The sequence below is a fragment of the Psychrobacter sp. CX90 genome (genome assembly GCF_057396305.2).
The window spans coordinates 757,576-773,594 of the sequence record NZ_CM182008.1; the positions used below are offsets into that span (position 1 = coordinate 757,576).

Annotated in this window: 12 protein-coding genes; 3 read left to right on the forward strand and 9 right to left on the reverse strand. The window is 38.0% G+C overall.

Annotation, left to right across the window (positions count from 1 at the left end; translation table 11 throughout):
• Positions 1 to 120: 120 nt before the first annotated feature.
• The 6 genes from purH to mrcB all read right to left on the reverse strand — a co-directional run bounded on the left by purH (position 121) and on the right by mrcB (position 8,349).
• The gene (purH, locus tag AC2SLN_RS03075; protein WP_486548645.1) at positions 121 to 1,725 is read right to left on the reverse strand and encodes a bifunctional phosphoribosylaminoimidazolecarboxamide formyltransferase/IMP cyclohydrolase; all 1,605 of its coding nucleotides are present in this window, start codon (positions 1,723 to 1,725) and stop codon (positions 121 to 123) included.
• Between the two features lie 349 nt (positions 1,726 to 2,074).
• A complete protein-coding gene (locus AC2SLN_RS03080) occupies positions 2,075 to 2,395 on the reverse strand; it encodes a helix-turn-helix domain-containing protein (protein WP_486548644.1) in 321 nt (106 codons plus the stop codon).
• 278 nt (positions 2,396 to 2,673) lie between these two features.
• Complete coding sequence (locus AC2SLN_RS03085; protein WP_486548643.1) at positions 2,674 to 3,729, reverse strand: zinc-ribbon domain-containing protein; 1,056 nt, start codon at positions 3,727 to 3,729, stop codon at positions 2,674 to 2,676.
• 253 nt (positions 3,730 to 3,982) lie between these two features.
• On the reverse strand, positions 3,983 to 4,897 hold the full coding sequence (gene prmA, locus AC2SLN_RS03090; RefSeq protein WP_486548642.1) for a 50S ribosomal protein L11 methyltransferase: 915 nt from the start codon (positions 4,895 to 4,897) through the stop codon (positions 3,983 to 3,985).
• Between the two features lie 70 nt (positions 4,898 to 4,967).
• A complete protein-coding gene (locus tag AC2SLN_RS03095; RefSeq protein ID WP_486548641.1) occupies positions 4,968 to 5,831 on the reverse strand; it encodes a tetratricopeptide repeat protein in 864 nt (287 codons plus the stop codon).
• A 109-nt stretch (positions 5,832 to 5,940) separates the two neighbouring features.
• Positions 5,941 to 8,349 carry a penicillin-binding protein 1B gene (gene mrcB / locus AC2SLN_RS03100; protein WP_486548778.1) on the reverse strand — a complete coding sequence of 803 codons (2,409 nt, stop codon included), beginning with the start codon at positions 8,347 to 8,349 and terminating at the stop codon, positions 5,941 to 5,943.
• 542 nt (positions 8,350 to 8,891) lie between these two features.
• Between mrcB and AC2SLN_RS03105 the strand changes: the two genes are divergently transcribed.
• The gene (locus AC2SLN_RS03105; protein WP_486548640.1) at positions 8,892 to 11,972 is read left to right on the forward strand and encodes a heavy metal translocating P-type ATPase; all 3,081 of its coding nucleotides are present in this window, start codon (positions 8,892 to 8,894) and stop codon (positions 11,970 to 11,972) included.
• A 103-nt stretch (positions 11,973 to 12,075) separates the two neighbouring features.
• Here the strand turns inward: AC2SLN_RS03105 and AC2SLN_RS03110 are convergent, their stop codons facing one another.
• Positions 12,076 to 12,795, reverse strand: a complete 720-nt coding sequence (locus AC2SLN_RS03110; RefSeq protein WP_486548639.1) for a Bax inhibitor-1/YccA family protein — start codon at positions 12,793 to 12,795, stop codon at positions 12,076 to 12,078.
• A gap of 515 nt (positions 12,796 to 13,310) precedes the next feature.
• Here AC2SLN_RS03110 and AC2SLN_RS03115 point away from each other — a divergent pair.
• A complete protein-coding gene (locus tag AC2SLN_RS03115) occupies positions 13,311 to 14,297 on the forward strand; it encodes an NAD(+) kinase (protein ID WP_486548638.1) in 987 nt (328 codons plus the stop codon).
• A gap of 87 nt (positions 14,298 to 14,384) precedes the next feature.
• Positions 14,385 to 14,693: a YeaC family protein gene (locus AC2SLN_RS03120; RefSeq protein WP_486548637.1), complete on the forward strand. Its 309-nt coding sequence runs from the start codon at positions 14,385 to 14,387 to the stop codon at positions 14,691 to 14,693.
• Between the two features lie 240 nt (positions 14,694 to 14,933).
• Here AC2SLN_RS03120 and AC2SLN_RS03125 read toward each other — a convergent pair whose 3' ends face one another.
• Both AC2SLN_RS03125 and csrA read right to left on the reverse strand, forming a co-directional pair.
• A complete protein-coding gene (locus AC2SLN_RS03125; protein WP_486529947.1) occupies positions 14,934 to 15,308 on the reverse strand; it encodes a HopJ type III effector protein in 375 nt (124 codons plus the stop codon).
• 111 nt (positions 15,309 to 15,419) lie between these two features.
• Positions 15,420 to 15,665: a carbon storage regulator CsrA gene (gene csrA / locus AC2SLN_RS03130; RefSeq protein ID WP_486529946.1), complete on the reverse strand. Its 246-nt coding sequence runs from the start codon at positions 15,663 to 15,665 to the stop codon at positions 15,420 to 15,422.
• Positions 15,666 to 16,019 lie beyond the last annotated feature (354 nt).

The window sequence follows — 16,019 nt, forward strand, 5'->3', positions numbered from 1 at the left end:
CTGTAAAGTCCCGTTATATAATAGGTAACAAAAGAAGCCGTCAATATTGACGGCTTCTTTTTAGTCCAATGTAAAGAATGTGCATAAAAGATAAAGAATATGTATAAAAGTTATTTACTTTTAATGACGGAAATGACGCATACCTGTAAATACCATGGCGATGCCATGCTCATTAGCGGCCGCAATAGTTTCATCATCTCGAATCGAGCCTCCTGGTTGAATAATGGCTTTTATTCCGACACCTGCTGCATTATCGATACCATCTCTAAATGGGAAGAATGCATCTGATGCCATAACTGCCCCTTGAGTAGTAAGATTAGCATGCTCTGCCTTAATCGCTGCAATGCGAGCTGAATTAACTCGGCTCATTTGTCCGGCGCCAATACCTATTGTGCGTTTTTCTTTACCATATACAATAGCATTAGACTTAACGTATTTGGCGACGGTCCAAGTAAATAATAAGTCTTCAATTTGATCGGCGGTTGGCTTAAGATCCGTTACTATTGTAAGCTCACTTTCAGTTATCAGATCAAGATCTTGATTTTGAACAAGTAAGCCCCCAGTTACACGTTTATAGTCAAGCTGGGGTTGACGCTGTAGCGGGCTAGGTAAATTACCACAAGTTAATACACGTACATTTTTCTTTTTAGCGGTAATATCTAGAACACCTTCTTCTATACTGGGTGCGATAATAACTTCAGCAAACTGAGTATCTATAATAGCTTGTGCAGTTTGAGGTGATAACGGCCGGTTAAAGGCGATGATACCGCCAAATGAAGATTCAGGATCAGTACTAAAGGCTATTTTATACGCTTGAGTTTGATCAGAATGAATAGCTACACCACATGGATTAGCATGCTTAACAATGACACAAGCTGAGTGTTCGAATGATTTTACACATTCAAGTGCCGCATCAGTGTCAGCAATATTGTTATATGATAACTGTTTACCCTGATGTTGTTGAGCAGTTGCGATACTAGCTATAGCATTTTTACTATTTCGGGAGTTACTATTTCGAGAATAACTATCTTCTACATAAAAAGCTGCTTTTTGATGCGGGTTTTCTCCATAACGTAAATCTTGTAACTTGGTCATATGCACATTAAAAGTACGAGAAAAATCTTCAGGCTGTTCAAATGATTGAAGACGGCTACCGAGGAAGTTGGCAATCATACCGTCATAGTGAGCAGTATGCTCAAACGCTTTAACGGCTAAATCATAACGGGTTTTTTGTGAGAGATGCCCTGCTTCTTTGAGCTCACTCAACACTTTCTCATAGTCATTTGGATTAGTAACAATGGCAACATGCTCATGGTTTTTGGCGGCCGCGCGGACCATAGTGGGTCCACCAATATCAATATTTTCAATGGCATCGATTTTGGTAACATTAGGATTTGCAACTGTTTGAGCAAAAGGATATAAATTGACAATAACTAAGTCAATAGGTCGTATACCGTATTCAGTCATTACGCTATCATCTTGACCACGGCGACCTAAAATACCACCATGAATTTTAGGGTGGAGTGTTTTTACGCGCCCGTCCATCATTTCAGGAAATTCAGTGTAGTCAGCTACTTCTGTTACCGCTATCCCTTTATCAGATAATAAACGATAAGTGCCTCCTGTCGAAAGTAAATCATAGCCAGCATCAAGTAACCCTTGAGCAAAAGTATCAATTTTAGATTTGTCTGAAACTGAAATAAGAGCATAGGGCTTTGTAGTCATAGTAGTTTCCAATTATTTAGGATAGGTAATGTAATTTAAACGACCTGATAGAAGAATTTAAGAGTGGCGTAAAAGTTAGAGGTGTATTCCCACTCGTTCAACACACACGCATAAACAGATAATATTTATAGAGTGTAGAATCAAAAAAATTAGATATTATAACAAAGTTAAACTTATATTTTCCTAGCAACTAACTAGCGCTTTTTGGCTTAAAGGTTGTGAATTTTTGCAGCTTAAAGTTTTCCAAGCTAAAAATTAAGGTGGCTAAAACTTGACGTAACAAAAAAGTATGCCATTCACGTAAGCATCTATTTTTTAAAAATTAATTTTTTTAAGACAACTCTAGACGTCACATGAGTCCATATAATTCTAGTTTTTTTCTCAAAGTTCCGCGATTTAACCCCAAAATTTTCGCAGATTTAGATTGATTACCTTGTGTCTTTGCAAGCACCACCTCCAATAGGGGTCTTTCGACTTCTTGTATGACTGTTTGATATAAGCTGGTAGGAAGTTGGTCGTCTAATTCTGATAAATACTGGGTAACTGCTACATGTACATGGTCACGTAGAGGGGTTTTTGCTGAAGTATGACAAATATGAAGTGAATCTCCATTTTTAATAGCCTTCTCAACAATAGATTCTTGACTAGGCGTTGAGGTAGTTATATCCATTCTAATTATCCCGAGCAAATATAATATTAAAAACACAAAAAAGGCATAGAATTATTTAATATTAGTGAACTATTATCAGCATGTGCTGAATAAAACGACGTAAGCATGCAGTATATTTTACAAAAGCGTATACCTTGTGGCAGTAATGCCTTGAAGCATTATAATACTATTAATTGATTAAGGTTAACTGTATTTAATGTCAGCTGACCTTTATGAGCTGGAAGATAATATTAGTGTCGTTAGAGAGTTTTTAATGGAAAATTGCTAAGAAACAGTTGTTAGTAGAAAGGGGTAATCTCTATTTTACTAATGTTTCTTTTTTCAATAGGTACCGTTAGCATAAAAATACTAAGCTGTGAGTGCCCGATAATACGTTGCGGTGTTAGCAAGTATTCTTCTGGCAAGGCTATAAAGTCACCAATAATACCTTTTGATCCATAAATCTTTACTTTGATGTTTGGAAATATTTGATCTTCCCTGCTCATATTAGTAATGGCAGCCATAATGTCAGTAGCATTTGCTTTAATACTACTCGGTTTAAATATCTGGTTTGTAATTGAAATTTTAGAAATATCTGCGTTAGGTATGGCACATGTTAAAATATTGCAGAAGCTCTGTAAATAATGCCTATGTGATGGATTTTTGACCAAATTATCTAGGTTAAAGAATGTGTATTGAGCGATTAAAAGAAGCGTCAAAAACAAACAGCCTATAAACCAAACAAAAGGCGTAATATAGGGTGCGGCCTTTGCTCTTTTACTTAGCTTTTCAAAATTTGTTTTAGACGAGACAGGTTTGAAAGTTATATGTTCAAATGGAATGCTAAGATCTGCATTAGTGCTAACATAATAAGGAGGGGCGCCATTTAAATCTATTGGAGGGCGTTTAATAGACCAAGAGGCATAAGTATCCTTTTTATTATTTATGTGAGTATTACTTAAATCATAAAGTTTATCTTTGGTCTGAAGTTCTGTGATTGGCTTCGACCATTCATCACCAAAATCATCAGAAAAAGGGTTTTCTCCTTCGAAATCGAATTTATCAGTGTCGTTAATGGCAAAACTCTCTAAATAATTTTGAGAATCATTAGATTGTTTTAAGCCAATATTTTCTTGGGAAAGGGGTGTTGTGTGTTTATTGTCTTGCGGGGTGTTTTGGCTATTTTTTTGATAAGTAGTATCCAAAAAAGAATGATTGACCATGTTCTCTTTAATAGTAAAAGAAGTCTGGCAGTGTCCACATTTAGCCTTAGACTTTCCAGCAGAAACCACATCGAGGCTGACTTGATATTTTGTTTGACAATTAGGGCATTGGATGTAAATAAAGTCATTCATAAAAATTTAAGGGGCTCTAATAAAAATATAATCAACGAACTACAAAGTTGCTAATAGTAGAGTCGGTTAATGTAACATCCGTAATAATTGGAATTGTATTATTGATTTATGTTTAATTGTTAAAGTTTACCAAAGCTTTAAAGATTATATTTGAAAGACTTGACAGCATTAATTACGCATTGCAGCTATAGACAATTTTAGATAATCTCAGTCCAATTATCTTATATATACTAGCAGATGTTGCTATCTATCGCTACAGTTTATACTTGCCTGACAGGCGATGCCAATGCGCATCTTCAAATTTCTCATACGAATGATTCGAGCTAAGATCGAACCAAGGTTCATAGGCCATTATGACATCATTAACTTGGTCTGCAATTAGCCCAGAAAGCACGATACTACCATTTGGTTTGCTTAAAGTAGCAAAATAAGGAGCTAGATCGATTAAAGGCTTAGCCAATATATTGGCAATAATGATATCCGAGTCGAGAATATTATTGTTATTAAGCTCTTTTGAGAAGTCCTCTGGCAGATAGGCGTTAAGTTTATCTTTAATCCCATTGCGTTCAGCGTTTTGATTGGTTGACAGGACAGCTTGAGGATCAATATCAACACTATAAACCTGTTTAGCGCCTAATAATAAAGCGGCAATGCCTAATATTCCTGAGCCGCAGCCATAATCAATAATAACCTTATCTCTAACATCTTGATCGGACAACCAATCTAAACAAAGGCGAGTGGTAGCGTGATATCCTGTACCAAATGCTAGACCAGGATCCATCATTATATTAATGGCATTCGGATTAGGGGGTGTCATCCATTTTGGCACAATCCACAAATTATTAGTGCATTCAATCGGATTGTAGTGAGACATCCACTCTCGTTCCCAATCTTTATCTTCAAGTGGGGTTGTCCAAACACGGCTGGCATTAATTTGACTAGCGATATCATGGGCTATTGTTTCAATACTGTGCGCGCTGCCTGCTTCAAATAAACCCGTTAAGACAACGTTATCCCAAAGTGGTGATTGTCCAGGCAGAGGTTCAAATAAAGGCTGATCTCCAGCGTCCTCTAGGCTTATAGAAAGTGCGCCTTCCTCGAGTAACAAGCTCTCTGCTAACTCAACATCCTTTTTTTCGCATTGTAGATAAAGTTGTTGCCAATTCATAAAAATCCTTAAAGGCTTGCCTATTATAAGCAGTACTTGATATGTTCTAATAAAAGTTTACAGGCGCTACTTATTTAGATAAAGCAGCCCTAGCTTCATTGATGACTCTTTGATTGCCTTGCATTTGAGCAGATTTTAACACCAGCTGCCATAGGGCTTTTTTTCTAGAAGTAGATTGAGCAACAACTAAACCGCGCCTTGCCATCGCTTCCGCTTTTAAGGCTTGATTTTGTTTCAAGGCAACTTGCCCTAAATAGAAGTAAACCGCTGAAGATTGTGGTGCGAGACGTTGTGCTCTAGTAAAAGTGCTTTGGGCTGAGGATAGCTGACCTTGACGAAGTTGTCTAACTCCCGTGTTCATTAGTTTTCTAAATGCAGGAATATTATCGCCGTTTTGAATTGCTCTTGAAGATATTGTCTTTTGTTGCGAATTTTGTCTTGCCTGTTCTAGAAGTATTTGTCTTGCTGTTTTGGCATCATTTTCTGGGGGCTTAATGATATAGATAGAATTAGGTTTATCGGATGAAGGTTTATTTTCGCTAATACTTGGGATAACTGGTTGTTGTTGGTCATATTTCTTGCTATTTGTTTTAGAGCTGGATTCAGGAGTAGGGGCAGATAAATCAGGTTGTGATGGATTTGTATAATCGCTAGGTTGCTCTTGTATAGTGTCATTACTAGGCTGTTGTAAAGGCTTGTTTTTATTTTGGATTAATTTTGTACTTTGATGTTGGGTACTTTGATGAGAGCCCTCATTGATAGTCTGCGAATCTGCTTGATAAATGGTGGGGTAGTTTGTGGTTTTATTTGGTTGAGGGTGTGGCACTCCAGTGGTTGTTTGGCAGCCAGTCAGTGTTAGGAAACCAAAGCATGATGCCGTTATTAGCAACTTATCTATTTTTTTCTGAGTATCATTATTCGTATTAGTCAGCATTTTGAAAACCCAAAAGTTATTGTTTAAAAGTATGAAAGCAGAATATAAATTGAATCGTCTATACTTTTAAACCAGCACAGACGTTTGTATTGATCAAATAATGATAAACTTAAAACCATTCAAGTGCCTGATCGTACCAAGTACTGTCATTAGCAGGCTCACGACCATTACTTTCACTGCTTATATTTCCCGATGGCGTGGCTACATTATCTTCATTTTCAGTAGGACTATTAGGTTGTTGTTCACCAGCCCCTTGTTCAGGTGCAGCTTGCCTACTTTGTTCACGTAGTGCCTCTTGTTGACTTTGTAGCCACTGAATTTGCTTACGAGCCTGCTCTTGTTGATAGAGCCTAATAGCACATTCACTAGCCTCCTCAGGTATATATTTACTACGTACCGGTAGATACTTCGCTTGAGCACAACTTTCATGCGAGAGCTTACCAGTACCGTTTTCTAACCACATCCATTCAATGTTTTCAGGTTGGGCCAAATTAACAGGAGTCAGGCGTAATCTTCCCATATAGTCTTTCCAAACAGGGAGTGCGCCGCTACTACCACTAAGACCTATAGGCTTATTGTCATCACGCCCCACCCATGCAACGCTAACATAGTTGCCACTATATCCTGCAAACCAAGCATCTCGATAGTCATTGGTCGTTCCTGTCTTACCAGCAAGCTTTAACTGGCTTCCGAGAGATTGTAAAGACTTGGCAGTTCCATTACGTACCACTTCTTGCATCGCATAATTGGTAAGATAGTTCACATCAGGTGGTACGCTTCGTTTGGTATCAAGCCCCGAACGTTGTAGGATTTTTCCTCTGTCATCAACTACTGAGCGAATACTGATAATTGGGGTACGAAATCCGCCGGCCGCTAACACTTGGTAGACGCCAAGCATATCCATAGGGCTAAGCTCAACAGATCCTAATAGAACCGAGGGATAGGTGGGGATTTCAGTTGTGATACCTAAGCGGTGGAGCTGATTGATGAAAGTACCTATACCGAATTCCATACCCACATTAACCGCCGCTTGGTTATAGGACTTGGCTAATGCTATAGTTAATGGAACATATCCATGATCTCGACCATCGTAGTTTTTAGGAGACCACGTAGTACCATCTGATAAGGTCACCGTCACCGGATTATCACTAACTTGACTCGCTAAATTATACTTGCCGCTCTCTAGTGCGGTCATATATATGAAAGGCTTTAGTAGGGAGCCAACCTGTCGTTTGGCATCAACGGCCCTATTAAACCCAGTAAATTCACTTCCACTACCTACAACAGCTACAAGTTCGCCTGAAGCTGGATTAGCACTGACCAATGCTGCCTGCAAAGATTTAGTTTTAGCGCTTTTCTTACGTAATGCTTTAAGTTGTTTGGTAACTGCTGAATCAGCTGCTGATTGTGCGATTGGGTCAAGGGTACTAAAGATACGTAACCCTTCATTTTTTAAATCTTCTTGGTGGTAGTTAGCCTTTAACTCTCGTTTTACTATATCTAAAAAATCAGGGAAGCGGCTTTTACCGACGTTTGGTTTTTCAACAACATCTAGCGGCCTTTTAATTGCTTCATCATAAGTCGATTGGTCAATTTTCCCCATGGTCAGCATATTCATAAGTACGGTATTACGACGTTCAAGGGCACGCTCTGGGTTACGTCTTGGATTATAAGCAGTCGTCCCTTTAGCCAATCCAACTAACATAGCTTGTTGATCAAGTCGTAACTCTTTAAGAGGCTGATCAAAATAAAACTGTGACGCTAACGCAAAGCCATTAATTGAACGGTTACCATTTTGACCTAAAGTAATTTCATTTAAATAGGCTTGCAAAATTTCATCTTTATCATAATGTAGCTCAAGCAGTAATGCCATAACTGCCTCATTGGCTTTACGTTTGAGTGTGCGATCTGAGTTCAAATAAAAGTTTTTAACCAATTGCTGAGTTAGGGTAGAGCCCCCTTGCATAGATTGACCTTTTAAATTATTCAATACAGCCCTAGCAATACCTCGTATTGATACACCTTTGTGGTCATAAAAACTACGGTCTTCAGTTGAAATTAGAGCATCGATTAGGGGTTGAGGAACATCTTCAATGGCCACGACCATTCGGTCTTCATTATTATCCGGATAAATCCCACCAATGGTTATAGGCTCAATGCGAACAATACCCGTATCACTCGGCTGCGTACTTTTGATGCTAGTAATTTGCGAGTTTTGGATATTAATTTTTATGACTTGGTCTGGGTCAACATCATTGGCACTATATTTAAAACCTCGAGTATGTATTGTATATTGGCTAGAAGATTTACTATAAGTACCGGTTTGTTTATAGTTGGCACTCACTTTGTAATTAAGCATACCAAGCCAAGATTCTAGATTTTTACTGGTTAGCGGTGCTCCTTTATAGAGCTCTAAAGGTTGTGAGAAAACTTTAGCAGGTATATTCCAGCGTTTACCTTCAAACTTAGCGGTAATCACTCTATCTTGTTTAATAAGATACATTGCTAAAAGCAACATACCTACAATCAAGATGATTAATAATAACAAGCTAAAAACCACCCCGCGTTGATGGCTTTGGTTTGGTTTGCCAGCAGGGCTATTGGATAAACTGAATTTATTTTGGGAAACCGCTGACGCTTGCTTTGCTAAGGTTAATTTTGGATAAGATGAATTGCTTTGCACGATAGAATTACCAACTAAAAAAAGACCAGATTATAATGACTTAAAACAATGATTTTTTCAACGTGGTTAAGGTTAATACACAATTAAATCAACATTATTTCATCTTTTTCATTGATATTACACATAACTCAAACTACTTAAGGGTACATTTATGATAGTTACAAACGCAGGGTGCCAAATGAAAAAGTATAAATCAAAATGATGTTTATGTTTTCAGTACTTTAAACTGTCATACGACTGGCGTTAACCATTCAATGATGGATGAATTAAGATAAGGTAACTTGTGGCAAATTCTTATTTATAAAACTTACCCCACGGTTTTACCTGATACAATAGCACATACTTTTTGTTCAATATTTAGTGCTGTATACAATAATATGACTCATCAGAATAACGTGCCTTCGCTTAAGCATAATGCTCCTTCTTCCGCGATTATGAATAACCAAGTCGCTTACGATATTAACGACTTAGTATTGCCAGATGAAGGCTGCTGCTTCCATTGTGGTGATCCCGTCCCAACCCCCCCTTTTACTGCATTTATACTTGGCGAGTCTAGATTAATGTGCTGCATGGGCTGTCAGTTAGCGGCAGAGAGTATCGTAGAGGCAGGGTTAGAGCAATATTATTTAGACCGTTCAGAGATTAATAGAACAGCCAGTATGCCCACTGAGCTCGAACGTTTGCAAGCTTACGATCATGATGACATCAAGTCCCAGTTTATCTATTCACAGGAGGGGGCATCTGTCGCAGAATTGTCCGTTAATAATTTGCGCTGTGCTGCCTGTACTTGGTTGATTGAATCAAGACTCTATGAGCTTGATGGGATTAAGCAGTGTCAGGTTAATTTAACTAACCAACGTATGCGAGTTATATGGGACGAAAAAAAGTTGCCCATTAGTGAGATTTTAATGACGATTAATAAGATTGGTTATGATGCCAAACCTTATCGTCAAGATACACATGAAGCGATGCTGGCAAGTTACAACAAAACCATGATGATTCGGTTAGGTATAGCGGCTTTAGGGGCGATGCAGGCGATGATGTTTGCCGTTGGAATATATTTTGGTAATTACAGCGGCATGTTAGTTGAGCAGCGGGATTTTTTACGTTGGGTATCATTATTTGTCAGCATACCTGTTTTCTTTTATTCAGCCGTTCCCTTTTTTACCTCTGCATGGTCTGCCTTAAAAATTCGCCAAGTTAATATGGATGTGCCGGTTAGTATCGCTTTAACCGTAACTTTTTTTGCAAGTTTATACGCAACTATAACCGGTGGGGGCGACACCTATTTTGATTCAGTCAGCATGTTTGTGTTCTTTTTGCTTGCAGGAAAGTATATAGAGCATAATGCCCGCTTAAAAGCCGCTAATATGGCGAATGACTTAGTAGTGGTTGAACCAACCATTGTACAAAAGATAACCTCTGAACCAAAGTTGGCTCTCTCGTTAGTCGATGCATTATCCAATAATGCTTTAAACAAAAGTAATGAAGCAAGCGCCGCTGAGCCCAATACCAGTAGCTTCAATGTAGATCGCCAAAATAATAAAGATAATGGTAGTCTTGACCTCTACCTTGATACCAATAATGTTTCTAAAAAAGACACTGCTCTTAATAAGTCTTCAATAACAGAGGCGTTTTCAAGTCATGCAATCAGCCTTAGCAAGCTTAGCCAACTGAAAAAGTTGGGCGAGTTGATTCAACATGCTCAAAATTCAGCGCCTAGTGAACGCAACTATATTTCAGCAAATGAAATAAAGGCTAACGAACCAAATGAGATAACCCATCTAGAAGATCTAGGGCATTCAACACGGATAATTGACCTATCAAGCCCAGAAGATAAATCATCTAAAAATATAGATACAAGAGGAAGTGATACCTTACCAGCGACTCAAATGGTCACATCTCACTCTTTAAAAATTGGCGACGTTATTATGATTGAGGCGGGGTCTGAAGTCGTTGCAGATGGAGTGCTGTGTAGTGAGACAGCGACAGTATCACAAAGTTTGCTAACAGGTGAGAGTAATCTTATCGTAAAAAAACGGGGTGATAACATTATCGGTGGCTCACAAAATGACAGTCAGCCCTTTATTATGCTAGTAACTGCCTTACCTGAAAATAGCCAAATTGCGTTAATTGACCGGTTAATGAACCGAGCAATGAGTGAAAAACCTAAAATAGCTGAGCAAGCGGACAAATGGGCTAGGTGGTTTATTGCCCGAATTTTATTGCTATCAATTATCGTATTCGTAGCGTGGTACTTTATTGATCCCTCGCAAGCAATTTGGGCAACAGTTGCTGTATTAGTCGCCACTTGTCCATGCGCTTTATCACTGGCAACACCTATTGCATTAACGGTATCGACAAATCGGTTAGCCAGTTATGGGTTTTTGACCACTCGAGGGCATACTATCCAAACCTTGGGCGAGATAAGCCATGTTGCTTTTGATAAAACAGGGACGTTAACTTACGGTAAGCCAAACTTGTTGTTTATCGATAATTTAACGACTCAACAAGGTTCGCTTAATCATACCAACTTTAATCATACCAAGGATGATTTATTGGCTATCGCTGCCTCATTAGAAGTAGGCAGTAGACACCCCATTGCTAGCGCGCTATTAGATGCTGCGTATCAATTGCATCTTCCTTCTGTCACTAAGCTTACACATTATCCTGCAGGTGGTATTGAGGCACAAGTAGCGGGCATTGGTAAAAATAACAAATACCGTTTGGGACATATTGACTTTGCCCTACAAAATGATAGTGTCAGTTCGGCTGTAGATAACCACTGTGACATTGATATCAACCTTAAAGCACATAACGCCAGCTCGGCAGTCCTGCTTTCTAGATGGGATTGTCAAAATATAGAGGCAATAAAAGAAAAACAAAAAAGAGAAGGCATCTGGCAGCCACTTGCCTTGTACTATTTCAGCGACAGCATAAGAGAGGGCATGGCAGAGATGATAGCTGCGCTACAAGCCAAAGATATTGAAACCCTTATTTTAACAGGAGACCCCAGTGATCATGCTAATAAAGTTGCTGCTGAGTTGGGTGTGAATCAAATGTACAAAGGATTGTCTCCATCAGATAAAGTCAACCATATTAAAAAGCTACAACAAGCTGGTCATGTGGTAATGATGGTAGGAGACGGTATAAACGATGCGCCTGTTTTGGCCGCTGCTAATATCTCTACTGCTATTGCTGGTGCGGCTGATTTAGCCCAAGTATCGAGTGACAGTGTCATCTTAAATGGTGCAGTGGCTTCTGTATATGATGCTAAACGAGTCGCTGATAAGGCTCAAGTTATTATTCAACAAAATATACGCTGGGCTATTGGCTACAACGTAGTTGTTTTATTTCCTGCTGCTTTTGGCTATGTTCCCCCTTGGCTTGCAGCCATTGGCATGTCTATAAGCTCATTGTTTGTCGTGCTAAACGCTCTGCGCCTAAAAAAAGAGTAGCATGAATGAAATATCAAAAAGGCCGCCGTGATCGGCAGCCTTTAAAATGAACATCTTGTTAAATTAAGACTGTTTACAACTTATACATAATTGAAAAAATAATTTAGTCATTAAAGTGGCTAAGCAAACGCATAAACTCAAAGTACATCCATACTAGTGTTGCTAACACACCAATACCAAATACCCATTCATAATCTTCAGAGACACCCATCGCAACACCACGTTCGATGTTATCAAAGTCTAATAATAAACTAAATGAAGCAATAACGACTACAAATAGGCTAAATCCAATCGAAATCATACCACCGTTGAACAAGAAGGGTAGGCTAGAGCCAAAAAGAACAAAACCCCATTGAACGATGTAAAGTAACATAATTGCAAATATGGCTGACATCATGATTGAACGGAACTTTTCGGTCACTTTAATCATGCCGGAACGATATAGACCTAACATAACAGCCGCAGTAACAAAGGTGGCGGCCAGTGCATTTGTCGGAATACTTGGGTCAATACCCATAAACATAATAGATACGCCGCCTAGAAATAAACCTTCCAGAATTGCATATGGGGCGGCAAATGTTTTGGCCTTTTGAGGTTTAAACGTTATAAACATAGCTAAGCCAAAGGCAATAAACATACTGCCAAACGTTACCATTTGAGCCATGCTAGCACTAATAGAGCCGCTAAGGATATAGAAGAAAAAACCGAGAGCCGCTATGGCACTAAGTGACAATAAAAAAGTGGTTTTACGGATGACGCCTTTTACCGTCATCGCTTCGCCGCCAACGGCCAGATCAGTGCGACTGACAATAGGATTTGCCATAATACTCTCCTTAATAATTTGAATAATGACTATGTTGAATAATGACCATAAAAGATGGGCGATAATTTAATAGTTCTTAAATAAAGGCAAAAACATGAATATATTTATTATGATAACTAAACTAAATAAAAATAGTAAATTTTTGTGAATATATAAAAACCGTAATCTACTAAAAGATAAATGATTTTTGAAATATAATAACTCTAAGATTAACAATTCATCGTAAATTATAAAAGAATGTTATAGAGCCATTTAATGCGAAAGCTTTAATAATATGGTACGCTTGCGGCCTAATAAAAATTGAATGGTCTTCATTGCGTTCATTACAAAATCATACTTTTAGAATGATTAAGTCTACCATTAGATTACGACTTAATTTATGGATGTTTTAGATTTTTTTTATATAAAATGTCTATTTTAACCGCCCTATGTTAAAAGCTCTATGTAACACGCTTATTTTAACATCCTTAGCCAAAAAGTATTATAACTTGATTAACTTATTAAGCTGAATTCTTATGGAAAATTCCGCCCAGTCTGATAAATTATTAAACCTAACTGAATCGCCTCACTTTCATTCTATTAAAAACCCTGCTTTTAGACGAATTGGCATCATGGGTAGAGCTAAAAAACGCAGTGTCGTGAACACTATAAAAGAGGTTGCCCATAAGATTAATATTATGGGACTGAGTTTATATATAGATTCTGATACTGCAAGTTTGCCTGATTTAGATCTGGATCAGCTAAGCGAGTATCAAATTGTAAAGAGAAGTTTAATTGGCGAATTTTGTGACCTTGTTATTGTTGTCGGTGGTGATGGGTCGATTCTTCACGCTGCTCAATCACTAGCACGCTATAGAGTTCCAGTACTCGGTGTAAACCGTGGTCGTCTTGGGTTTTTGACTGATGTGAACCCCCATGAAGTGGGTTTAAAGTTGCGTCAAGTGTTGTTGGGAGATTATCAGCTTGATCAACGCTTTTTATTAATGATGGAAGTTCACGAAAATAATAAAGTCATTCATCAGGACATGGCACTAAATGATGTCGTGCTTCATGCTGGTAAATCAGTACACATGATTGATTTTCAAATGAAAATTGATGGTTTAGATGTTTATCGACAGCACAGTGATGGATTGATAGTAGCAACGCCTACTGGGTCAACTGCCTATGCATTATCAGGTGGAGGACCAATTATACATCCAAGTATGGATGCAATTTGTCTAGTCCCAATGCATCCACATACTTTATCGAGTCGCCCTATTGTGGTTAGTGGTCAAAGTGAAATCATTATTAGAATTCATAAAGATAACCGTACTCAACCCATGGTCAGTGCGGATGGCAAACCAAGCATTTCATTAGATCAGCATCATAGATTATATATCCGCAAGCATCCTGATAAGCTGACACTACTACATCCTCCCGGCTTTGATTTTTATGAAGCATGTCGTACCAAACTTAATTGGAACGTGCATGCTGAAGAGTTTGCATTAGATGATTTGGATTAGGTATCACAAACATTGTTTTAAGACTAAATAATGAGTAGTGGGCAGCCAGCCCCTGTAAGCTAATTGAATTTAAAAGGTTTTATAAAAATGAATAAAGAAAATATCTTAGCCGCTATGACACCAGAGGTAGTGGCATCTTTTCGTACAGCCATTGAGATAGGAAAATGGCCAGATGGTACAAAATTGACCGCTGAACAGCGTGAAACGTGTCTACAAGCAGTGATGGTTTGGGAGCATGAAAACCTACCTGCGGAAGAACGTATAGGTTTCATACATAAGCCGGTGAAAGAAGATGGCACCATAGTCGGGGAGGAGTGCGATGTTGAACATAATCATCATTACCCCAATCTTCCCAATCCTACAGGTCAAATTCAGCCGGTAAAGTTCAAAAAATGACCTTTTAAAATACCCTGTTAAAAAAGGCATTTAGACAAATATAGTATTCATCCAAATATCGCATTATTTGTTACCTGATCACTGTTTCAGATACATTTTGTATTTCATACGACTTTGGCTATACTAAATATCAGCTGCTTATAGATCATTGCACAAAACGAGAGGCGATAAAAAAGGCTAACACGTTAGCCTCTTTTATTGCCAAGATAAACTATAAGCAAAGTGTTTATAATTAGGTTATTAAATATTTGCTACATTAACTTCAGGGCGCGGTGTCAATGGATTTTTTTCCATCAGAAATGCCTGCCAACCCCAATGCATAAAGTTACGGATATTAGCATGATCATTACCATTTGGTGAGGCTAAAACAGAGTCATAATGTTCACCAAATAGTTTTAGCGTATCTAACTGACTTAGACCATGAATTTTGGCAAAACCAAATATCTTTGCACTACCTTCATTTTGTCCTGGATAATTGTGAACCTCCCCGTTAACAAATTTAACGGGGGTATAACGATAAAAATCATCGATGAAATTTATAACATCATTAAAACCGATTGCTTTCTTATTCAACCCATTTAAAAGTGCGGATACGTCAGAATAACGGATACTCATAACAGTCTCATTATCATCAATTAATGGTTGTCAATTAAAGTAATTTAAAATAGTGCATCAATCTAACTAAGACACTATAAAAACGTTAACAAAAGACTTAAAGTTGCAATATTAACGATTAAAGAAATCATCATCGTCAAACGAAGCAGGGAAACTGTCTTGCTCTAAGTGCTGCATCTGAGATTGCATTGCACGTTCATGTTGAATGCGCTGATAAATTTCTTCACGATGCACAGCTATGTCTTTTGGGGCATTAACACCAATTCGAACTTGATTTCCCTTAACGCCTAAAACAGTAACACTAACTTCATCACCTATCATTAGAGTCTCGCCAACACGGCGAGTTAAAATTAACATGCGTCACACTCCTTATGTCGCAATAAAAAAGAATGACAAATGTCATAAGTAAATTTAAACATAACGTTGCCCTTAAAGTTTGCCCTGTAAAGAGGTAATCCTATATGCTTAGAGCCATCTCAAATATAGTAGCATGAAAATATGCAAACATATCTGTAAGTCAGCCTAAATTACGGCATACATCAATATTTTGCCCTGAAATACAGTAAAATATCTCATCATACTGATACTCAAAATAATGATACTTTGGGCCGCAACAGAACATGACATTATAATCATTTATTAAGCAACTGTCATTAAATATGCATTAATTATGGTTACAGTTAATTTAAACTATGTAACTCAGTCCGTTAA